At 63.8% G+C, this 19929-nt stretch carries 20 protein-coding genes and 1 riboswitch; of the genes, 4 read left to right on the top strand and 16 right to left on the bottom strand.

Annotated features, from left to right (window positions below; all coding sequences use genetic code 11):
- Position 1 precedes the first annotated feature (1 nt).
- From ACF8FG_RS17140 to ACF8FG_RS17090, 11 genes are all read right to left on the bottom strand, one after another.
- Complete coding sequence (locus tag ACF8FG_RS17140; RefSeq protein WP_076403617.1) at positions 2–1456, bottom strand: cobyric acid synthase; 1455 nt, start codon at positions 1454–1456, stop codon at positions 2–4.
- The gene (gene cobD / locus ACF8FG_RS17135) at positions 1453–2448 is read right to left on the bottom strand and encodes a threonine-phosphate decarboxylase CobD (RefSeq protein ID WP_019436756.1); all 996 of its coding nucleotides are present in this window, start codon (positions 2446–2448) and stop codon (positions 1453–1455) included. Before cobD ends, ACF8FG_RS17140 begins: the two co-directional genes overlap by 4 nt.
- Positions 2441–3349 carry an adenosylcobinamide-phosphate synthase CbiB gene (gene cbiB, locus ACF8FG_RS17130; RefSeq protein WP_019436755.1) on the bottom strand — a complete coding sequence of 303 codons (909 nt, stop codon included), beginning with the start codon at positions 3347–3349 and terminating at the stop codon, positions 2441–2443. The genes cobD and cbiB overlap by 8 nt, the downstream gene beginning before the upstream one ends.
- Positions 3346–3996 (bottom strand): 5,6-dimethylbenzimidazole synthase, encoded by a 651-nt coding sequence (bluB, locus tag ACF8FG_RS17125; RefSeq protein WP_010952728.1) that lies wholly within the window; start codon positions 3994–3996, stop codon positions 3346–3348. The genes cbiB and bluB overlap by 4 nt, the downstream gene beginning before the upstream one ends.
- Positions 3993–5288 (bottom strand): cobyrinate a,c-diamide synthase, encoded by a 1296-nt coding sequence (locus tag ACF8FG_RS17120; protein WP_010952727.1) that lies wholly within the window; start codon positions 5286–5288, stop codon positions 3993–3995. Before ACF8FG_RS17120 ends, bluB begins: the two co-directional genes overlap by 4 nt.
- Positions 5285–5896: a cob(I)yrinic acid a,c-diamide adenosyltransferase gene (gene cobO / locus ACF8FG_RS17115; RefSeq protein ID WP_070384240.1), complete on the bottom strand. Its 612-nt coding sequence runs from the start codon at positions 5894–5896 to the stop codon at positions 5285–5287. Before cobO ends, ACF8FG_RS17120 begins: the two co-directional genes overlap by 4 nt.
- A 119-nt stretch (positions 5897–6015) precedes the next feature.
- A riboswitch (cobalamin riboswitch) is annotated at positions 6016–6237 on the bottom strand.
- Positions 6238–6359: 122 nt separating this feature from the next.
- Positions 6360–6893, bottom strand: a complete 534-nt coding sequence (locus tag ACF8FG_RS17110) for a C40 family peptidase (RefSeq protein ID WP_014592098.1) — start codon at positions 6891–6893, stop codon at positions 6360–6362.
- A gap of 140 nt (positions 6894–7033) precedes the next feature.
- Positions 7034–7672 carry a C40 family peptidase gene (locus tag ACF8FG_RS17105; RefSeq protein WP_003252444.1) on the bottom strand — a complete coding sequence of 213 codons (639 nt, stop codon included), beginning with the start codon at positions 7670–7672 and terminating at the stop codon, positions 7034–7036.
- A gap of 127 nt (positions 7673–7799) precedes the next feature.
- Positions 7800–8507 (bottom strand): DnaA regulatory inactivator Hda, encoded by a 708-nt coding sequence (gene hda / locus ACF8FG_RS17100; protein ID WP_003252443.1) that lies wholly within the window; start codon positions 8505–8507, stop codon positions 7800–7802.
- Positions 8508–8674: 167 nt separating this feature from the next.
- Positions 8675–9748: an AI-2E family transporter gene (locus ACF8FG_RS17095; RefSeq protein WP_014592100.1), complete on the bottom strand. Its 1074-nt coding sequence runs from the start codon at positions 9746–9748 to the stop codon at positions 8675–8677.
- Positions 9749–9760: 12 nt separating this feature from the next.
- A complete protein-coding gene (locus ACF8FG_RS17090; protein WP_014592101.1) occupies positions 9761–10828 on the bottom strand; it encodes a DUF2066 domain-containing protein in 1068 nt (355 codons plus the stop codon).
- 320 nt (positions 10829–11148) lie between these two features.
- Between ACF8FG_RS17090 and purM the strand changes: the two genes are divergently transcribed.
- From purM to ACF8FG_RS17070, 4 genes are all read left to right on the top strand, one after another.
- On the top strand, positions 11149–12207 hold the full coding sequence (gene purM, locus ACF8FG_RS17085; RefSeq protein WP_003252437.1) for a phosphoribosylformylglycinamidine cyclo-ligase: 1059 nt from the start codon (positions 11149–11151) through the stop codon (positions 12205–12207).
- Positions 12207–12860: a phosphoribosylglycinamide formyltransferase gene (gene purN / locus ACF8FG_RS17080; protein WP_318078174.1), complete on the top strand. Its 654-nt coding sequence runs from the start codon at positions 12207–12209 to the stop codon at positions 12858–12860. The genes purM and purN overlap by 1 nt, the downstream gene beginning before the upstream one ends.
- Before the next feature lie 8 nt (positions 12861–12868).
- A complete protein-coding gene (locus tag ACF8FG_RS17075) occupies positions 12869–13579 on the top strand; it encodes a DUF3108 domain-containing protein (protein ID WP_010952720.1) in 711 nt (236 codons plus the stop codon).
- 201 nt (positions 13580–13780) lie between these two features.
- The gene (locus ACF8FG_RS17070; protein WP_003252431.1) at positions 13781–13963 is read left to right on the top strand and encodes a hypothetical protein; all 183 of its coding nucleotides are present in this window, start codon (positions 13781–13783) and stop codon (positions 13961–13963) included.
- Positions 13964–14063: 100 nt separating this feature from the next.
- Here ACF8FG_RS17070 and ACF8FG_RS17065 read toward each other — a convergent pair whose 3' ends face one another.
- The 5 genes from ACF8FG_RS17065 to mazG form a co-directional block, all read right to left on the bottom strand.
- The gene (locus ACF8FG_RS17065; RefSeq protein WP_014592104.1) at positions 14064–16322 is read right to left on the bottom strand and encodes a GMC oxidoreductase; all 2259 of its coding nucleotides are present in this window, start codon (positions 16320–16322) and stop codon (positions 14064–14066) included.
- Positions 16319–16810 (bottom strand): sorbitol dehydrogenase, encoded by a 492-nt coding sequence (locus ACF8FG_RS17060; protein ID WP_014592105.1) that lies wholly within the window; start codon positions 16808–16810, stop codon positions 16319–16321. Before ACF8FG_RS17060 ends, ACF8FG_RS17065 begins: the two co-directional genes overlap by 4 nt.
- A 4-nt stretch (positions 16811–16814) precedes the next feature.
- On the bottom strand, positions 16815–18155 hold the full coding sequence (locus tag ACF8FG_RS17055) for a hypothetical protein (RefSeq protein ID WP_019436750.1): 1341 nt from the start codon (positions 18153–18155) through the stop codon (positions 16815–16817).
- Positions 18156–18465: 310 nt separating this feature from the next.
- On the bottom strand, positions 18466–19005 hold the full coding sequence (locus tag ACF8FG_RS17050) for a DUF2058 domain-containing protein (RefSeq protein WP_003252424.1): 540 nt from the start codon (positions 19003–19005) through the stop codon (positions 18466–18468).
- A 26-nt stretch (positions 19006–19031) separates the two neighbouring features.
- Positions 19032–19865 (bottom strand): nucleoside triphosphate pyrophosphohydrolase, encoded by an 834-nt coding sequence (mazG, locus tag ACF8FG_RS17045; RefSeq protein ID WP_014592107.1) that lies wholly within the window; start codon positions 19863–19865, stop codon positions 19032–19034.
- Between the last annotated feature and the right edge of the window lie 64 nt (positions 19866–19929).

Genomic DNA, 19929 nt, shown 5'->3' with positions numbered 1-19929 from the left:
GTCAGGCCACCCCACACAGCTGGCGCAACTGCGCGGTGTCCAGGTGCTTCTCCACCAGATCGGCCAGGCGCTCGATGTCGTGTTCGCGCAACGCTTCGTAGTCGATAACCTGCACATCCTCCAGCCCGGCCCAGCGCAATAGCGCGGCACACGACTGGCTGCCTTCGAACAGGCCATGCAGGTAGGTGGCGAGGATCTGGCCATCGGCACTGACAGCACCATCATGGCGGCCATCTACCAATTGGACCGCGGGTTGCGCCAGCGCAGGCCCCGTCGTAACGCCAGCATGAATTTCGTAACCGGTTACCGTTGCCGCTTCAAGGCTCAGCGTGCCGGCCACATTGCGCAGTTGCTTCTCGGCTTCGAGCACGGTGGCATAGTCGAACAGGCCGAGCCCCTGGCTTGAGCCCGCAGCCCCTTCCAGCCCCAGCGGGTCATGCACTTCCCGCCCCAACATCTGCAGGCCACCGCAGATACCGATCAGCTTGCCGCCATAGCGCAGGTGCCGCTCGATGGCCTTGTCCCAACCGCGCTCGCGCAGTTGTGCCAAGTCGGCACGCACGCTCTTGGAGCCCGGCAAGATGATGAGGTCGGCAGCCGGAATCGGCTGGCCAGGGCCGATGAACTGCAAGTCCACCTGCGGGTGCAGGCGCAACGGGTCGAAATCGGTGTGGTTGCTGATACGCGGCAGCACTGGCACGATCACTTTGAGCACACGCGCGTGCTTGACGCCTTGGCGCACATCGATACCGTCTTCGGCTTCAAGGTGCAGGTCGGTAACGTAAGGCAGTACGCCCAGTACCGGTTTGCCGGTGCGTTGTTCCAGCCAGTCCAGCCCTGGCTGCAGCAGAGCGATATCGCCACGGAAGCGGTTGATGACAAAACCTTTGACCCGCGCCTGTTCAGTGGTCGACAGCAATTCCAGCGTGCCCACCAGGTGGGCGAACACACCACCGCGGTTGATGTCGGCCACCAGGATCACCGGGCAATCCACCGCTTCGGCAAAGCCCATGTTGGCGATATCGCCGGCACGCAGGTTGATCTCTGCCGGCGACCCCGCACCCTCGACCATGACCACCGGGTACGCGGCACTCAGGCGTTGGTGAGACGCCAGCACCGCTTGCATGGCAGTGGTTTTATAGTCGTGGTAGGCCACTGCATTCATGCTGGTGACCGCCCGACCGTGGATGATGACCTGGGCGCCGGTGTCGCTGTTGGGCTTGAGCAGCACCGGGTTCATGTCGGTGTGCGGTTGTAGCCGGCAGGCCTGGGCCTGCACCGCCTGGGCACGACCGATTTCACCGCCATCAGCCGTCACCGCGCTGTTCAGCGCCATGTTCTGTGGCTTGAATGGCACCACAGCGACGCCCTGGCGCAACAGCCAGCGGCACAATGCGGTCACCAGTGTGCTCTTGCCTGCGTCGGAGGTGGTGCCTTGCACCATGAGGGTCGTCATGCCGCCGTTTCCTTCTGATAAGCCGCCAGGGCCTGGGCCAGGCGCTGTTCGTCCGCCGCGCAGGCAGGCAACCCCAGGCGCACGGCCGCTGGCTGTTCGAACAGCCTTACAAGGATGCCGCGCCGGGCGAGAAATTCATGCAGCCGCGCTGCATGTTCGCTTCGCACGTACTGGAACAGGTCGCAGCCACCACTGGGCGCCAGGCCGGCACTGCGCAACACGTGCGCAAGCCGCTGGCCGGCAGCAGCACAGCGTTCGGCCTGCGCGCGCTGGGCAGTTAGATCGGTCAGGCTGGCCTGGGCCAGCACCCGGGTCGGGCCGTTGACGGTCCAGGGGCCGAGCAGCTCGGCCAGGCGCAGCAGCAAGCTGTGTTCGGCGGCAACGAAGCCCAGGCGCACGCCGGCCAAGCCGAAGAACTTGCCAAACGAGCGCAGCACGATCAGCCCCGAGCGTTCGGCGCAGTCCACCACGCTGTCCGCCGGGGTGTTGTCCATGAATGCTTCGTCGACCAGCAGCCAGCCACCGCGCGCAGCCAGGCGAGCATGCCAAGCCAGCAGGCGTTCGCGCGACACCCGTTGGCCGGTCGGGTTGTTGGGGTTCACCAGCACCAGCACATCGAGGCCGTCGAGCGCAGCTTCGACTTGCGCCTCATCCAGCGCCAGCAGTTGGTGCCCCGCCCGTTGCCAGGCATAAGGGTGTTCGGCATAGCACGGCGTCAGCACGCCTACCCGGGCGGTTGTGCGCAGCAGCGGCAAGGCCTGGATAGCGGCCTGGGAGCCGGCTACCGGCAGCAACTGGCGGGCGCCGTAATACGCGCGCGCGGCGTCCTCCAGGCCGTCCTCGGTTTCCGGCAGGCGGGCCCAGGCGTCGACGGGAATCGGCGGGACAGGAAATGGCCAGGGCGCAATGCCGCTGGACAGGTCGAGCCACTGCTCACGGGGGATACCGTATTGCTGCACCGCGCGTAACAGGCGGCCACCATGTTCAAGCATTGATATAGGCCCCCAGGCAAATCATCAGCAGCCACAGCCACACGCCGCGCTGCACCAGCTGCCAGCCGCGCTCGATGGCATCGGCATCGGCCACTGGCCCCTCGCCCAGACGCGGCCGCTCATGCAGTTCGCCGTGGTACACCGCAGGGCCACCAAGCGTCACGCCCAACGCACCAGCGCCGGCAGCCATCACCGGCCCGGCGTTGGGGCTGTCCCACAGCGGGCCCTGTTTGCGCCAGCAGGTCAGGGCCAGACGGGTCTTGCCCAACAGTGCATAAGTCAGGGCCACCAGCCTTGCAGGTATATAGTTGAGCACATCGTCGATGCGCGCCGCACACCAGCCAAAACGCTCGAAACGTTCGTTACGGTAGCCCCACATGGCATCCAGCGTGTTGCTCAGGCGGTACAGCACCACACCGGGCGCACCGGCCACCACAAACCAGAACAACGCGGCGAACACTGCATCGCTGCCGTTCTCCAGCACCGACTCGGTCGCCGCTCGGGCCACTGCTGGCTCGTCCAGTTCGCGCGTTTCGCGGCTGACCAGGTAGCCAACGCGGTGCCGTGCCTCCGCCAGGTCGCCCTGGCGCAAGGCGTTGGCCACCGGCAGCACATGCTCGCCCAGGCTGCGCAGCCCCACGGCGCAGTAAAGCGCCAGCACGTCAACCAGCCAGCCAATATACGGCAGCCACGAAAGGACCAGCGCCACCAGAGTAAGCGGCACCACCGCCAGAAACCACGCGCTCACGCCGTGGCTGCGCCAGCCGCGCCCGCCCGCATTCAGGCGGCGCTCCAGGTTGCCGGCCATGTTGCCGAACGCCACCAAGGGGTGGCGGCGCTGTGGTTCGCCCAGCAAAGCGTCCAGGGCCACCCCGGCCACGGTCAGCAAGGCCACGCTCATTGACGCTCTCCCCATTGGTTTTCGTAAAGCATTTCACTCAGGGGCCGCTCTTCGGCCCAGCTTTCCTGCACCAACATCGGCACCGGATAGAACTCGGCGACCGGCCCAAGGCACAATACCGCCACCGGTTTGGCCCCGGCGGGCATGCCCAGCAGCGCGGCCAGCGCCTGCGGGTCGAACAGCGACACCCAGCCCATGCCCAGCCCTTCGCCACGCGCGGCCAGCCACAGGTTCTGGATGGCACAAGCCAGCGAGGCCAGGTCCATCTCCGGCAGGGTGCGGCGGCCGAAGATGTGTGGCTCGCGGTTGTCCATCAAGGCCGCCACCAGCAGCTCGGCACAATCGTTTATGCCCTCCACCTTCAACTTCATGAAGGCATCGGATCGCTCGCCCAACGCCTCGGCCGTGCGTACCCGCTCCGCCTCCACCAAGGCCTGGATGCGCCCGCGCAGGTCACGCTGGGTGATGCGGATAAATCGCCACGGCTGCATAAGCCCGACACTGGGTGCCTGATGCGCGGCGGCCAGCAAGCGGCCAAGCAGTTCGGGTGCCACCTGGCCACCCGCAAAATGGCGCATGTCGCGGCGCTCGCCGATGGCCCGGTAAATGGCGGCGCGCTCGGCGTCGCTATAGGCGTGATCATTCATGGTCGCAACAGCGCCGCCGCCGCATCCGGGCAGGAAGGGAAATAGAAGTGCACGTAAGAGGCCGTCAGCCGGCCCAGACGATAAACCGCCTCGTTGCCACGCCCGCCGTTGGGGCTCAGACCCCGGGCAATCGGTTCCAGCGCAGTGCTGGTCAGCGAATGGTGATAGGTGTGACCGCGCAAGGTCCCCTCCGGCAGTTCCACCGCCTGCAGCGCCAGGGCAGCCAGGCGCTTCTGCATGGTGGCCTCCCCCGGCAGCAGGCCGAGCAGTTCGGCACGTTCACCGGCCACGTCAGTCAGGGCATCGAGCAGGTACAGCATGCCGCCGCACTCGGCCAGCAATGGCTTGCCCTGCGCGTGGTGGGCGCGGATCGCCTCGCACATCGGTGCGTTGGCGGCCAGCGCATGGTGATGCAGCTCAGGATAACCACCCGGCAGATACAGGCTGTCTACCGCCGGCAGTTCGTGGTCGTGCAGCGGCGAGAAGAACACCAGCTGAGCACCCAGGTTGCGCAACAGGTCGAGGTTAGCGCCATAGATGAAGGCGAACGCCTCGTCCCGCGCCACGCCAATGCGCACACCGGCCAGCGAGGCAACGCAGGCTTGCGGTTCCGGCTCGGCAAAACTTACTGGCGGCGGCAACGCCGCATCGCAACTGGCGCCCAGCGCTTCGGCGGCAGCGTCCAGGCGGGTGTCCAGGTCATTCAGCTCGCTGGCTTGCACCAGGCCCAGGTGGCGGCTGGGCAGTTCGATGCCGCGCTCGCGGGACAAGCCGCCATACCAGCGCAAGCCCTCGGTCAGGCTGCCTTCAAGCAGTTGCGCATGACGCAGGCTGCCTACCCGATTGGCCAGCACGCCGGCGAACGGCAGATCGGCCTGGTACCGCGCCAGGCCCAGGGCCAGGGCGCCGAAGGTCTGGGCCATGGCTGTGCCGTCGATCACCGCCAGCACCGGCACGCCAAAGTGGCGCGCCAGGTCGGCGCTTGACGGGGTGCCGTCGAACAGCCCCATCACCCCTTCGATGAGGATCAGGTCAGCCTCGCCAGCAGCTTCCCACAGCAGACGACGGCTTTCCTCGGCACCGATCATCCACAGATCCAGCTGATACACCGGCGCGCCACTGGCCCGTTCGAGAATCATCGGGTCAAGAAAGTCGGGCCCGCATTTGAACACCCGCACCTTGCGCCCGAGGTTGCGGTGCAGGCGGGCCAGCGCAGCAGTGACGGTAGTCTTGCCCTGGCCAGAGGCCGGCGCCGCGATCAACACGGCGGGGCAGTGCCGCGATCGACTCACAGTTCGACGCCTTTCTGTGCGCGGATACCGGCCTGGAAGGCGTGCTTGAGCATGCCCATTTCGGTCACGGTGTCGGCCAGTTCGATCATCTCGGGCTTCGCAGCGCGGCCAGTGACAATCACATGCTGCATGGGCGGGCGGGCCTGAATGTCGGACAGTACCTGGTTCAGATCGAGGTAACCATGTTTGAGGGCGATGTTGAGCTCGTCCAGCACCACGAACTGTACACCCGGGTCCTGCAGCAGCTGGCGCGACACCGCCCAGGCGGCTTGCGCAGCAGCGATGTCACGCTGGCGGTCCTGGGTTTCCCAGGTAAAGCCCTCGCCCATCACGTGGTAGCGCACCTGTTCGGGGAAGCGACGGAAGAACAGCTCCTCACCGGTGCTGTTGCGGCCTTTGATGAACTGCACCACACCGCATTGCATGCCGTGGCCCAAGGCGCGCGCGAGCATGCCGAAGGCCGAACTGCTCTTGCCCTTGCCATTGCCGGTCAGCACCAGCAGCAGGCCACATTCGTTAGGGGAATTGGCGATGCGTTCGTCGATGACCGCCTTCTTGCGCTGCATGCGCGCCAGGTGGCGTTCGTCGCGTTCGGTGGAATCGCTCATCAGGGTTCTCCGCTGGCTGGCACCACGGCAATGCGCGGCGACAGGTAATAGGCAGGCAAACGGAGAACGCGCAGAGGCCATGGCTGGGCGCCACGGTGCACCGCGCATCACCCTCCGTGATGCCGTTGGCAGTATCAGGCCGGTCTCCGGGCTTGTGAGTGGGCCTTGGCCCTGGCCTGCGCGCCTTCCCGGATGCTGGCATCCAGTGGCCCTGCGCGGCCTTTTACTCATCCACCGTTGCGGGGGCAGCGCCGGAATCGCGCCATGCTGGCGCCCACCGGCTTCCCAGTTTCACCCTGCCCAGTCGGGGCTGGCAGGGCACCTGAAACACGCCGCGAAGGTTAGAGGGTTGCACCGGGAGCGTCAATCGAAGCGGGTGGTCTGGCAGGTGAGCAAAACACCTTGAATCCAGGCAGCCGGTATCGGCCCCGAGCTCGAGGGGGCCGCTAAACAGGCATGGATATCAAGGGTTCTGTGCCAGATGCCCTTGCGGAATCACCCGCTTGGCCTGCAGGTAGGCCTTGGCCCAGTAGCTGTTTGACAGGTAGTCCAGGCGCACGGTGCCACCGGTGGAAGGTGCATGCACGAAGCGCCCGTCCCCGACATAGATGCCGGCATGGCTGACCTGCGAGCCCCCACTGGTGGCGAAGAACACCAGGTCACCAGACTGCAGCGAACTGACATCCACCGTCGGTGCGCGCATGACAATCATCTCTCGCGTCGAGCGCGGCAGGCTGATGCCAGCAGCATCACGGTACACATACTTGATCAGACCGCTGCAGTCGAAGCCGGAGTCCGGCGTATTGCCGCCCCAACGATAGGGCGTGCCAACCAGACCAATGGCGCGGATCAACACGTCATCGGCAATCGGTGAAGGACTGGGCTGGCTATAGGTAACCTGCGGCTGTACCACAGGGGCCGGCGCAGGCGCACGGCTGGAGCATGCAGCCAGCAAGGCTGCCAAGGAGAGAAATGCGAAGCGCGCCATCTTTACCATGGCCAGAACATCCTGTCTGAGACCGCTGCGCTGCAGCCGAAAAGAGTTGAGAATTTAGATTAGACGCTTTCTGTAAATGCGCACGGCGGTGTGCTTTTTTTCAAAGCATCACCGCCGCGGCAGGGTACATCATTTTGATATCAGTTGCGCGCGATGTTGGTCGGCGCCATGGCCAAGGCTCGCTTGGCTTCAATGAAGGTCTTGCTCCAGTAACGATCACCGAGGCTGTCGATGCGCACACCACCACTGCGGCGGCTGCTGGAGTGGATGAACTGGTTGTCACCCAGGTAGATGCCGGCATGGCTTACCCGGCCGCGGCCATTGGTGCTGAAGAACAGCAAGTCACCTGGCTTGAGCTTGTTGCGGGCAACTTTCGGCGCATCGACGTTGATCATTTCACGCGTGGAGCGCGGCAGCGTCATGCCCGCTTCTTCGCGGAACAGGTAACCAATGAAGCCACTGCAGTCGAAGCCGGACTTTTCCGAGGTACCACCGAAGCGGTAGCGGGTGCCGATCAACGACATGCCGCGCTCGAGAATGCTGTCAGCCAGAACCGGCAATTGGTAAGGCTTGCTGCCGGAGAAAGACGCCAGGTCATCTTCGGTGGCCAGCTCTTCCGGCTCGCCGAATACCGACGAGGAAGAGGCTTTGGCGTTGATTGCCGATTGTGCAGTGATCGGGGTGTGATCCTGAGGCTGAGATACCGGGCCTTGGGCCGCGCAGCCAAAAAGCAGGGTCACGAGTGCGAGTGGCACGAGGGGTGCGAAGCGCTTCAGCATGGGCACGACCGTGTCTGTAATCCTTTAGAAGGGTGAAACTATGCCCTCTATCATGGCCATTTGCAAATTTTATCGAAAAAGATGTGACTTTTTTGTTTTACCGCTCTGGCCCAGGGTTTTCAGGGGGTTACCAGCCGAGGGTTTCCTTGAGAAAAGGAATGGTGAGCTTGCGTTGTGCCTGCAGCGATGCCTGATCGAGGCGCTCGAGCAAGTCGAACAACGCGCTCATGCTCCGCGCGCCGCGGGTGAGGATGAAATGGCCGACTTCGTCGGTCAGGTGCAGGCCACGGCGCGAAGCTCGCAGCTGCAAGGCGCGCAGCTTGTCTTCGTCGGACAGGCCACGCATCTGGAACACCAGCGCCAGGGTCAACCGCGACTTCAGGTCCGGCAGCTTGATCGGCAGCTCACGCGGTGATGCCGAGGCAGCCAGCAGCAAGCGTCGGCCGCTGTCGCGCAGGCGGTTGAACAGGTGGAACATGGCCTCTTCCCAATCCGCCTTGCCGGCGATCACATGCAGATCGTCGATGCACACCAGTTCGTACTGGGCCAGGTAGTCGAGCAGTTCCACGCCACGGTCGAGCAATTGCGCCAGCGGCAGGTAGACAGCGGGCTCGCCACGTTGCTGGAAGCGATGGGTGGCGGCCTGCAGCAGGTGGGAACGGCCAACACCCTGCTTGCCCCACAGGTAGATAAGGCTCTCGGTCCAGCCGGCGTCGGCTTCGCATAGCCGCTCGACGTAACCCAATGCCGCAGCATTGGCGCCCGGATAGTAGTTGATGAAGGTGGCGTCATCGCGCAGGCGCACACCCAGGGGCAACTGGATCGGTGGTTTCATGCTCGCGGGCGGTCGACGGGACCGCTGGGGGCCTTTGGTGAACAATCTGCAAAGTCTATACCCGCAACGCGGGGCGCACAATCTCGACTGCAGATAGGGCAAGCAAAATCAACAAGTTGCGCTGCACAAGCGAGCGGCGGATGCAGGACAAACCACGCTCGGGGCGTTCAAAGCTCCGGGTCGATATTCCCGGCGTACATATCCGACTCCTTGTACAGGTCATGCACATGCCGCAGCAGCACCATGATCACCGCCGCCACCGGCAGCGCCAGCAGCACACCGGTGAAGCCGAACAGTTCACCCCCGGCGAGGATGGCAAAGATCACCGCAACAGGGTGCAGGCCGATGCGATCGCCCACCAGCAGAGGAGTCAGCACCATACCCTCCAGCGCCTGCCCGACCATGAACACCGCAACGATGCCAAGCATCGGGTACAGGTCGCCACCGAACTGGAACAGGCCGGCCACCAGCGCGGCACCGATGCCAATGATGAAGCCCATGTACGGCACGATGGCCGCAAGGCCTGCAAGCATGCCGATCAGCAGACCGAGTTCGAGCCCCACCAGCATCAGGCCGGCTGAATAGATGACGCCCAGGGCCAGCATCACCATCAGTTGCCCGCGCACGAATGCCCCCAGCACTTCATGGCACTCACCTGCCAGGCCCATCACTTGCGGCTCGCGCTGGCGCGGCAGCAGGCCGCGCAGCTTGCCCATCATCAAGTCCCAATCGCGCAGCAGATAGAAGCCCACTACCGGGATCAGCACCATATTGGCCAACCAGCCCACCAACGCCAGGCTTGAGGCAGTGGCCTGGGACAGCAGCATGCCGACGATATCGGTGGTCTGCCCCATGTGCGCGCCGATGGCTGCCTTGATCTTGTCGAACTTCCAGAAACCATCGGCCAGGCCAAGGCGGCCCTGTACCCACGGCAGCGCGACATGCTCCAGCCAGTCGAGCATCTGCGGCGCCAACTCGTACAGGCGCACCAACTGCTTGGCCAGCATCGGCACAAGCACGAGCAACAACGCCAACAGCAACAGGGTGAACAGGCCGAACACCACCACCACACCCCAGGTACGCGAAAGCCCCAGGCGCTCGAGACGATCGACCAGCGGGTCGGCCAGGTAGGCCAGCATGATGCCGACCAGAAACGGCGTAAGAATATTGTGCAGGCTATAAAGCAGCACAGCGATCAGCAGTGCAGCGCCCAGCCAGATCCAGCGACGCATGTCAGTCACGGTAAGCGCCCCTTACCAGCGAAAACGCAAGCCGTCGAACGGCTTGGGTGCTGGCTGCGCAGGCGCGGGCTGCCCGGCAGCGGCGTCCACTGCCGGTGCTGGCATGGCCGGCACCGGCGGTGCCTGTTCGACCGGCACTTCCTGCAGCTTGGCCAGGCCAAGCTGGGCACGTAGCTGTTCACGATTGCCCGTAACCCCGTAGGTCAGGGTAGTGCCTTCAGCCGCCTGCAAGCGTGGGCCATAGGGCTCCAGCACGCGGGCCAGCTCGGCATAGCGCTGCAGGTTCATGCCTTGCACTTGCACCTGCAACTGGCTGCTGGCTCCCGGCCGGGTAACGTAGCGCGGCGCCAGGCGGCTGCTTACCGCCATCATCACCGCGTCAGCCAAGGCGGCCTGGTCGGCGCCCTCGGCAGTGCCCTGCTCACGCTGGTCGCCCAGCCACAGCTGCCACTTGCCCCGCCACTTGCCGTCGGCTTCCTGGGCATGTACCGCCAGCAAAGCATCGGCGCCGTAGCGCTCGGAAGCGTCGCGCAGCGGCGCCGGATCGTTGCCTTCGATCTGCTTGGCATTGGCGACCAGTTGCTCCTGCAAGTCGGCCAGCGGCAAGCGCAACGGCAGACCACGGTGCTGGGCGGCGCGGCGCAGGGGTTGGGCACTGGCCTGGCCATCACCGACCAGGTTGCTGCCCTCAACGGTGTCGTTCAACCACCACCCCAGTATCGAGGGCCGGTTACTGCCCCATAGCGCCAGGCCAGCCTTGCGCAAAGCCCGTTCGGTGCTACCTGGGTCGAACTCGACCACTACCGACTCGGGCGGGCCGGCTTCGCTGCCTACCTGGTTGATGATTTGCTGTGGGTCCTTGCGCAGCTCGGCCAATGCAGGGCTCTGCACGGCCTTAGGGTCACCGGTCAGACGCTGCACCAACGTGTCCAGGGCTTTGACTGTGGCTGCCGTACGGGCTTCGGCGCCCGGCCCGGTGACCGGTTCGCGCACCTGATAAAGGCCGGGGACATTTTCAGCCAGGGCAGTGGCCGAGATCAGGGCCAGGCAACCGGCTGCCAGAATATTGAACAACCGCATGGAGGATTCCTGTCCAGTCGAGCTTCAAGCCTTAAGCTTGAAGCTGCAAGAAAAAGCAGGCCGAGTGCCAGGCTGCATTGTCGTGCAGCTTGAAGCTCGTAGCTTGCAGCTTATACACATGCAACCGCATCAACCACCCTCCAGCTTTTTTCAACAATTACCGCCCTGCCCGTCGGCCTGAGGATGGCCGCTGCCCGGCAACCCTGATAAAATCGCGCGCCTTCACAGACCACTGACGTTTCAGACCGCCGCCGCTTATCAGCCGGCCTTGGCCGTCATGGTCGTTTTTAAGAATCCCTCCCTCCTAAAGGCCTGGATCAATGAGCAAGCAACCCTCCCTGAGCTACAAGGACGCCGGTGTAGACATCGACGCCGGCGAAGCACTGGTCGAACGCATCAAGGGCGTGGCAAAACGCACCGCACGCCCTGAAGTCATGGGTGGCCTGGGCGGCTTCGGCGCCCTCTGCGAGATCCCGGCCGGCTACAAGCAGCCGGTGCTGGTCTCCGGCACCGACGGCGTCGGCACCAAGCTGCGCCTGGCGCTGAACCTGAACAAGCACGACAGCATCGGCCAGGACCTGGTCGCCATGTGCGTCAACGACCTGGTCGTGTGCGGCGCCGAGCCGCTGTTTTTCCTCGACTACTACGCCACTGGCAAGCTGAACGTTGACGTGGCTGCCACTGTGGTCACCGGCATCGGCGCCGGTTGCGAACTGGCCGGCTGCTCGCTGGTCGGTGGTGAAACCGCCGAAATGCCTGGCATGTACGAAGGCGAAGACTACGACCTGGCCGGCTTCTGCGTAGGCGTGGTGGAAAAGGCCGAAATCATCGACGGCTCCAAGGTTGCCACCGGTGACGCGCTGATCGCCCTGCCGTCCTCGGGCCCGCACTCCAACGGCTACTCGCTGATCCGCAAGATCCTCGAAGTGTCGGCTACCGACATCGAGAACACCCAGCTGGACGGCAAGCCGCTGACCGACCTGCTGATGGCGCCGACCCGCATCTACGTCAAACCGCTGCTGCAGTTGATCAAGAACACCGGCGCAGTCAAGGCCATGGCCCACATCACCGGCGGCGGCCTGCTGGACAACATCCCGCGCGTACTGCCGAAAAACGCCCAGGCCGTGGTTGACGTGGCCAGCTGGCAGCGCCCGGCGGTGTTCGACTTCCTGCAGGAAAAGGGCAACGTCGACGAGCACGAAATGCACCGCGTACTGAACTGCGGCGTGGGCATGGTCATCTGCGTGGCCCAGGACCAGGTCGAAGCCGCCCTGAACGAACTGCGCGCCGCCGGTGAGCAACCGTGGGTAATCGGCCATATCGCCGAAGCCGCCGAAGGCGCTGCCCAGGTCGAGCTGCAGAACCTCAAGGCACACTGATGCCGAGCAAGACCTGCAATGTAGTGGTACTGCTGTCGGGCTCCGGCAGCAACCTGCAAGCCCTGATCGACAGTTGCCAAGGGCAGGACAGCCCGGTGCGTATCCGCGCGGTGGTTTCCAACCGCGCCGATGCCTACGGCCTGCAACGCGCCGCAGCGGCCGGCATCGACAGCGTCGTGCTCGACCACACCCAGTTCGACGGCCGTGAAGCCTTCGATGCCGCGCTGATGGCGCGCATCGACGGCTTTGCCCCGGACCTGGTCGTGCTGGCCGGTTTCATGCGCATCCTCAGTGGCGACTTCGTGCGCCACTATCAGGGCCGCCTGCTCAACATCCACCCGTCGCTGCTGCCCAAGTACAAGGGCCTGCATACGCATCGCCGGGCATTGGAAGCTGGCGACGCCGAGCATGGCTGCAGCGTACACTTCGTGACTGAGGAACTCGATGGCGGCCCACTGGTCGTACAGGCTGTGGTACCGGTGGCGTCTGATGACACCGTCGAAAGCCTGGCACAGCGGGTACACCATCAGGAACACCTGATCTACCCACTGGCGGTGCGCTGGTTCGCTGAAGGGCGCTTGCGTCTTGGCGAACAGGGTGCATTACTGGACGGCCAGCCACTGGCGGCCAGCGGTCACTTGATTCGATCCTAGGAGAATTTATGCGTCGCGCCCTGCTCTTGGCTCTCGCCGTGCTCGCCCTGCCCCTCCAGGCAGCTGATCTGAAGCCGTTCTCGGCAAGCTACACCGCCGACTGGAAGCAGCTGCCCATGAGCGGCACCGCCGAGCGCAGCCTGGTCAAAAATGCCAACGGCACCTGGGACCTTAACTTCAAGGCTTCCATGATGATCGCCAGCCTGACCGAGCAAAGCACCCTGCGCCTGGAAAACGACACCCTGCTGCCGCAGAAGTATCACTTCGAGCGCGGCGGCCTGGGCAAGGCCAAGAAGGTCGACCTGGACTTCGACTGGAGCACCAAGAAGATCACCGGCAGCGACCGTGGCGATGCCGTCAGCCTGCCACTGAACCGCGGTGTACTGGACAAGTCCTCCTACCAGTTGGCCCTGCAGCACGACGTGGCCGCAGGCAAGAAGAGCATGACCTACCAGGTGGTGGACGGCGACGAGATCGACACCTACGACTTCCGCGTGCTGGGCACCGAAAAGGTCACCACCAAGACCGGCCAGGTCGATGCCGTGAAGGTCGAGCGCGTGCGCGATCCCAGCCAGAGCAAGCGCATCACCGAGCTGTGGTTTGCCAAGAACTGGGACTACCTGCTGGTGCAACTGCGCCAGGTAGAGACCGATGGCAAGGAGTACGTGATCGTGCTGCAGGATGGCACGGTCGATGGCAAGCCGGTGAAGGGCAACTGATCGCGCACCGCCTGCAACACCCGAAGCCCCGCCCTGTGCGGGGCTTTTCTTTGTTGCGAAGAAGCCCCCCCCGGGCAGCATCCCTTCGAGCTTCATGAAACTTGTTTCATGCCTGTTTTACTTACTTAGTCTGCTAACAAACTCTATAAAGAAGACGTGCGACACACTGTCGCAGCCATCTTGAAGAAGTGGAGTTTACCGATGACTGTCCAAGTAACCGAACGCGACGAATCGAGAATGTCCCACGAAGGCCTGGCCGCTGGCGTGCGGATCTGGGATGTGTACCAACAAGGTCAACTGGTGGGCATGTTCCATAACGAACACGAAGCACACCAATACCGCGTTGAGCTTGAAGACCTGGAAAACCAGCGCGCCACACAATGACCCTGCCCATTGCGGCGAACCCCTGACTCACCAGGGCTGAGTGAGCAACCCCACAATACTGCGGCATTGCCGGAGCATTGTGGGGTTGCCATGTCAGGGCCTACACCGCCCCGAAACGCACCTCTACCGACAGGCTGCCCAGGTTATCGCTCAGGCCAGCCCCGTAACGCCCGTCCAGGTCGTCATTGATGCACAGCTGCAACTCACCTTGCTGGCCGCGCGGCAATTGCACCTGATCGCCGACCAGGAACGGCACGCCGCTGTTACCGATACGCCCGATCAACGCCCCTTCCGGTTGACCAGGCAAGGCATAGCCGGGCTTGGCGATCAACCTTGGGTTGCCTGCCGCGCCAACCATGCCGGTGGCCGGGTTCGCCGTCCACTGCCCGCCCGTGCATACCGCCAACTGCCAGCTCTGCCCATTGACCTGCATACCCGTGCCCTGCCATGCCTGGTTGGCCTGCACCTGCACGGTGCGTTTGAGCAGGTCGCTGGCCACCACGTCGGCGGCCTGGAACGTCAACGCAGTGATGGTCAAGGTCGGGTTGGCGGTGCCGGTAGTGGGGAACACGCCGTCGCCGACCAGGAACAGGTTGGGGTGGTCCCAGCTGCGCTGGTCCTTGTCCACCACCGACCTGGTACGGTCCGAGCCCATGCGGTAGGTGCCCATCAGGTGGCCTGCGCCGTAGAACGCGTAGTTCTGGCCGTCGTACTCGAACACCGTTTGCGAGCCGGGCTCGAGCTTAGGGTTCAGGTCGGTCAGCTCGGTGGCGCCCATCAGCTCGGTGATGATGTGCGTGGCGGCCAGGCGCGCCTGCTTGAAACCCTCCTTGGTGTAGTCGGACAGTTCGTAGGTGATCTGTGGCCGAGGCAGGCCCAGGCCGTCGGTGAACTCCGTGCTCCTCTCCACCCGGCACAGCGCTTTGTCGGGGTCTTTTTCCACCTGCTCGACCAAGAAGCCCAGACGGAATTGGCGGGTCAGCACGCTGTTCAGCTGCTGCACCAGCGCCTGGCCAGACAACGCCAGCTTGCTGGGGTTAGCGCCGCCGTGGTTGGTGCCGTCGATGAAATCGCAGACCGAGGTGTAGGGGTCGTTCACCGACCAGTTCCAGCCCTCGTTGCCGATTTCGATACGCCAGGCGGCACGCTGGCTGCGGAACGGGCCATCGCGCATGTCCTCGATCCCCGAGGTGGACAACGGCCCCCGGAACGGGAACAGCGGCTTGCCTTCGGGCATCAGGCCCCAGGCCAGGTACACCGGGTGGTCAGCCAATGCCTGGCCGACCTGGCCGCTGCTGTTGGCAACCCCTTTAGGGCTGTTCGGGCCGATGGAGTTGAGCAACAGCTTCGGCGTTTCGATCGCGTGGGCGGCGATCACGTAGCGTTTGCCCTGGGCCGTGCCGTTCTGGCGCGTACCGTTGTTCTGGTACTGGATGAAATCGATGCCCGTGACCCCATTGGCATCGACCTGCACCTGGCTCGCCACAGTCTGGTAAAGGATGCGCACGTTGCCGGTATCCAGTGCCTTGGCCATGGTCACGGTGGCGTCGTACTTGGCCTGGATCGGGCAGATCGGCGTGCAGCTGGTGTTGCCTGCGCACACCCGGCGGCCGTTATCATTCTGCGAGTTGCGCCCGGCCGGGGTCTGCCGGACGTTAAGGGTGACACCTGGGTACGGCTTGCCGTCGGGCCCCTTCTCCGGGCTTTGGTACACGGTGCCCGTGACGTGGTTGCCCAGGCCTTGGTCGACCAGCGACGGCGGGATGCCATGCATGCTGTATTTGTAGCCCTGCGGAAAGGTCACGCCCAGGTAGGTCTGCGAGGCGACATCGGCGGACACGCCCATCTCCTCCTCGGCGCGGCAGTAGGCGGTCTGCAGGTCGTCGTAACTGAGCGGCCAGTCGACCCCGACGTTGTAGGCAGTGCGCATGCGAAAGTCGTTGGGCAACAGGCGCAGGGCCGTGCCCATCCAGTGCCACATGGTGCCGCCGCCTACCCGCTCGTAGGTGCTGGCGAACAGGTGCGGCCCCTTCTGCACCAGGTAGCTTTTCTGCGCCTTGTTCGGGTCTTGGCTACCTGCGGTGATCAGGTCCTGGATGGTCGCCCGTGGCGCGAACTGCGTGGCCGGGGTCTGCTCGCTCTGCTCAGGTGGGTACGGCGACTCGGGCGCCTTGAGCACCGCGGTGTAGAAGCGCTCCAGGTACTCGCTGCGATTCGGTGGAATGGCCGGGCCCGACTCGAGCACCAGCACTTTCAACCCGGCCAGGCCCAACTGGTAGGCCATGACACTGCCGGCCATACCGGCCCCCACCACGATCACATCAGCGGTTTCGATGTTCTGGGTTTGTACATTGCTCATGGCTGCTGCCCTTCCTTGGCGTCGACACCGGTGAATTGCTTGAGGGTCGGTGGCTGCTCACCCCAGTATCCGAAGTGGAACTGGCTGTAGCCCATAGGGTGAGATTGGGCGATCTTCCATGCCCAGCTCTCCTTGTAGGCCTGGTCGGAGACCACACGCGTGTCACCTGTGCGGGCGCTGCCCAGGTCATAGGGTTGGTACCAACTGCCGAGCAACCACAGCTTCATGATCGAGCGGGCGCCCTGGGCAATTTGTGGGTTCGCGTTATCGAGCACGGCGCTGGCGATTTGCGCGGGCGGTTGGCTCTGGATGCTGGCGTACAGCTCCAGCAGGCTGCTGAACGCCTCGAGGCCCATGCCTTGCTGGGCAGTGGCGAAGAACACCGGCGGCAGGTTGATCGGGTCGACGGAAGGCGCCAGCAGCTTGGCCGACAGGCCAGTGAGCACGGCGGACAAGCCGATGAAGTTTTGCAGGTTCTGGTCGCTCATGGCATCACTCCTTGGCGCCTGTGGATTGGGCACGTTCAAGCAGGAAAGTGAAATCGGCGAAGCTGGTGCGTGGTGACTGGGTCACGCGGGTGGTCGCGTTGTTGTGGCACTCCATGCAGCTGGACGAGGCCTGCGGGGTGGTGCCCTGGTTGTAGGTCTCCAGGGTGGCGTTGGCCAGGAAGTTCGGCGCAGGCGTACCTAGCGGGTTGGTCGGCGACGGCACCTGGCAATCATCGGCCGGGTCGGTGGGCCACTGGGTGCTGATCAGGTGGTAGTTGGCCCACACCGTGCCCTTGAGCGCGCCTTGCCACTGCGCGTTGAGCTGTTGGGTGGCGGCGGTGATGGGAATTTCACGCACGATCTGCGAAGGGATGGCCTTCTTCGACGGGTCCCAGGGTTGCGCGGGCGGCTCGTTCACCGGGCGGTCGCTGGCCTGGGCGTCGTAGAACAGGTAGGGCCCCTTGCGCTCGTTCATTGGCGTGGTCTTTTCCGGCACGTTGCGCACGTGCTCGAACGTCGACCATACCCACTGCGGAGCGCCCTCGGTCTTGTGCACGATGTGCAGGCCTACCAGCCCGACCTTCTGCGCATTGCACGATTCGGGGATCACCGCCCCCTTGTTCGGGTCGGCGTTGCCGGGGGTGTAGACCAGCGCGTCGACGGCGTGGAACTCCTGCGGGTTGTCGCTGCCATCGAGCACTTTCCAGGCCGACTTGACCATGATCGCGCCGACCTGCTGGGCCTTCTGCGAACCGCAGGCGAAAGCGATGCGGTTGTCGGCCTTGCTCAGGAACGCCTGCTGGCCTTCCTTGCTGTACAGGCCATTGTTGACGATGTCATCGAACATCGGCTGGTTGACCATGATCGCGTTGCGCGTGTAGGTGCCGCTTTGGTCGACCAGCGGGCCGGTCTTGAACGGCTGGATGAACTCATCGAGTACCCCGGCGACCTTGCCCATCTGTTGCAACACCGGCAAGTCACCCTTGCCTTGGCAGGCCTCGGGCACGGGCGCCTGCTGGTCCCAGGCGACGGGTTTCTGACCCTTGGGCAGGAAAATCTCGTAGCTTTCTTTCCACGACTCCCACACCGTCTTGCCGGGCGCGCCGATCTTCGCCGAGGTGTTGGCACTGCCGTCGGCGTTGGCGGGCCAGTTCAGGGCGACGAAGGTTTGCCACGACAGCACGTCGAAATCGTGTTGCAGGTTGTCCAGGGTGAAGGGGGGATTGGCGGTGACATCGAAGGGAATCGCAGGTGACAGCACCGGCGGGCTGGCCGCATCGGCCATGGCGAAAGCACTGGTGAAGCTCGCACCCAGGCACGCCAACCGTTTCAGGGTTATTTTCATTGTCGTCTCCTCAGCAGATAAAGCGTCGGGACGACGAGGCGTACGGGCCCTTCCTGGACCGAATGTTCAGCGCTATCCCTGACGCTAAGCTGGAGGCTAGCCGTTGTGCCGGAAACCTAAGAAATGTCCGACGAACGGATGGAACCAAGACGAGAGTGCAAGTGACTAACTGCGCCGGTTCGGTGAGCGGCGAACCCTTTCGCGACGCAAGGCCAGCGTCTTCTTGAGAACGCGCGTGTCGCGAAAGGGCCGCAGAGCGGCCCTGCGATCTTGAATAAACCGCATTAACGCCAAGGCGGGGTTTTAGTGTTTACCACATCAGGTCATCAGGGATCTTGTAAGCCGCGTACGGGTCGTCTTCGTCCGTTTCCTCGACATGGCTGTTGAGCAGCAGAATACGGCCAGGGTCGCGCTCCTGGATCTTCAAGGCGGCCTCACGAGGGATAACCTCGTAACCACCGGCATGGGCTACCACGGCCAGCGCGCCGTTGCTCAGCTTGGTACGCATCAGGGCGTTGACGGCAATACGCTTGACCTTCTTGTCGTCGACGAAGTTGTAGTAATCCTCGGTGCTCAGCTTGGGCAGGCGAGTGGCTTCGATCAGTTGCTTGACCTGCGCGGCACGGGCCTTCTGCTCGGCCTTTTCCTGCTGCTGGCGGTTCAGTTCCTGGTCACGCCTGGCTTTTTCAGCCATGGCCTCCTTGGCCATGCGCTGCTGGCTGTCGTCGACTTCGACCTGGCCTTTGTGCTCCATGCGCTTCTGTTTCTTTTCAGCTTTGTTGGTCTGCGAGACCTGTTTCTGGTTGACCAGACCGGCTTTGAGCAATTGGTCGCGAAGGGAAAGGCTCATGAATATTCACTCACTTATGCAACAGCTCAGCCGCAGCTGGGCAGGTTCTTTTCCTGACGTTTGGCTTCCCCCCAAAGGGCATCCAGCTCGTCAAGGTCACAATCTTCAATGGGGCGGCCACTGTCGCGCAATGCCTGTTCGATAAAACGGAAACGTCGTTCGAACTTGCGATTGGCGCGGCGCAGCGCATGCTCTGGGTCTTGCTTGAGGTGGCGGGCCAGGTTGACCGCAGCAAACAGCAAGTCGCCGACTTCATCTTCCAGCGCATCGGCGTCGCCGTCGGCCATGGCCTGCAGCACTTCATCCAGCTCTTCGCGGACCTTGTCCAGCACCGGCAACGCCGCCGGCCAGTCGAAACCGACCGTGGCCGCGCGTTTTTGCAGTTTGGCTGCCCGCGATAGTGCCGGCAAGGTTGCTGGCACGTCATCAAGCAGCGACAGTTGTTCGGGCTGGCTCTTCTCCGCACGCTCTTCGGCCTTGATTTCTTCCCAGCGCGACTTGACCTGGGCTTCGCTCAGGCTGGGCGTGTCCAGCGGCGCGTACAGCTCGCCAGTCGGAAAAACGTGCGGGTGGCGGCGGATGAGCTTGCGGGTGATGCTGTCGACCACGCCATCGAACTCGAAACGCCCTTCTTCGCGGGCCAGCTGGCTGTAGTAGACCACCTGGAACAGCAAATCGCCCAACTCACCTTGCAAGTGCTCGAAATCGCCGCGCTCAATGGTGTCAGCGACCTCGTAGGCCTCTTCGATAGTGTGTGGGACGATGCTGGCGTAGTTCTGCTTCAGGTCCCACGGGCAGCCGTACTGCGGGTCGCGCAGGCGGGCCATGAGGTGCAGCAGGTCGTCAAGGGTGTAGGTCATTCAATCAGGTCCTTTCGGTGGCGCCTTCTTCGCGGGTAAACCCGCTCCCACAGGATGGGTGCAG

This window comes from Pseudomonas sp. YQ_6, assembly GCF_043103245.1.
Classification (GTDB): domain Bacteria; phylum Pseudomonadota; class Gammaproteobacteria; order Pseudomonadales; family Pseudomonadaceae; genus Aquipseudomonas; species Aquipseudomonas alloputida.
This window is presented reverse-complemented; position numbering and strand designations above follow the sequence as displayed.

Bases quoted from the DNA above. Each gene is read 5' to 3' on its own strand.
- ACF8FG_RS17070 (WP_003252431.1), top strand. From the start codon at position 13,781: ATGACTGTCCAAGTAACCGAACGCGACGAATCGAGAATGTCCCACGAA.
- purM (WP_003252437.1), top strand. From the start codon at position 11,149: ATGAGCAAGCAACCCTCCCTGAGCTACAAGGACGCCGGTGTAGACATC.
- ACF8FG_RS17105 (WP_003252444.1), bottom strand. From the start codon at position 7,672: ATGCTGAAGCGCTTCGCACCCCTCGTGCCACTCGCACTCGTGACCCTG.
- cobO (WP_070384240.1), bottom strand. From the start codon at position 5,896: ATGAGCGATTCCACCGAACGCGACGAACGCCACCTGGCGCGCATGCAG.
- ACF8FG_RS17060 (WP_014592105.1), bottom strand. From the start codon at position 16,810: ATGAGCGACCAGAACCTGCAAAACTTCATCGGCTTGTCCGCCGTGCTC.
- cobD (WP_019436756.1), bottom strand. From the start codon at position 2,448: ATGCTTGAACATGGTGGCCGCCTGTTACGCGCGGTGCAGCAATACGGT.
- ACF8FG_RS17140 (WP_076403617.1), bottom strand. From the start codon at position 1,456: ATGACGACCCTCATGGTGCAAGGCACCACCTCCGACGCAGGCAAGAGC.
- bluB (WP_010952728.1), bottom strand. From the start codon at position 3,996: ATGAATGATCACGCCTATAGCGACGCCGAGCGCGCCGCCATTTACCGG.
- ACF8FG_RS17090 (WP_014592101.1), bottom strand. From the start codon at position 10,828: ATGCGGTTGTTCAATATTCTGGCAGCCGGTTGCCTGGCCCTGATCTCG.
- cbiB (WP_019436755.1), bottom strand. From the start codon at position 3,349: ATGAGCGTGGCCTTGCTGACCGTGGCCGGGGTGGCCCTGGACGCTTTG.
- mazG (WP_014592107.1), bottom strand. From the start codon at position 19,865: ATGACCTACACCCTTGACGACCTGCTGCACCTCATGGCCCGCCTGCGC.
- ACF8FG_RS17050 (WP_003252424.1), bottom strand. From the start codon at position 19,005: ATGAGCCTTTCCCTTCGCGACCAATTGCTCAAAGCCGGTCTGGTCAAC.
- hda (WP_003252443.1), bottom strand. From the start codon at position 8,507: ATGAAACCACCGATCCAGTTGCCCCTGGGTGTGCGCCTGCGCGATGAC.
- purN (WP_318078174.1), top strand. From the start codon at position 12,207: ATGCCGAGCAAGACCTGCAATGTAGTGGTACTGCTGTCGGGCTCCGGC.
- ACF8FG_RS17075 (WP_010952720.1), top strand. From the start codon at position 12,869: ATGCGTCGCGCCCTGCTCTTGGCTCTCGCCGTGCTCGCCCTGCCCCTC.
- ACF8FG_RS17065 (WP_014592104.1), bottom strand. From the start codon at position 16,322: ATGAGCAATGTACAAACCCAGAACATCGAAACCGCTGATGTGATCGTG.
- ACF8FG_RS17110 (WP_014592098.1), bottom strand. From the start codon at position 6,893: ATGGTAAAGATGGCGCGCTTCGCATTTCTCTCCTTGGCAGCCTTGCTG.
- ACF8FG_RS17055 (WP_019436750.1), bottom strand. From the start codon at position 18,155: ATGAAAATAACCCTGAAACGGTTGGCGTGCCTGGGTGCGAGCTTCACC.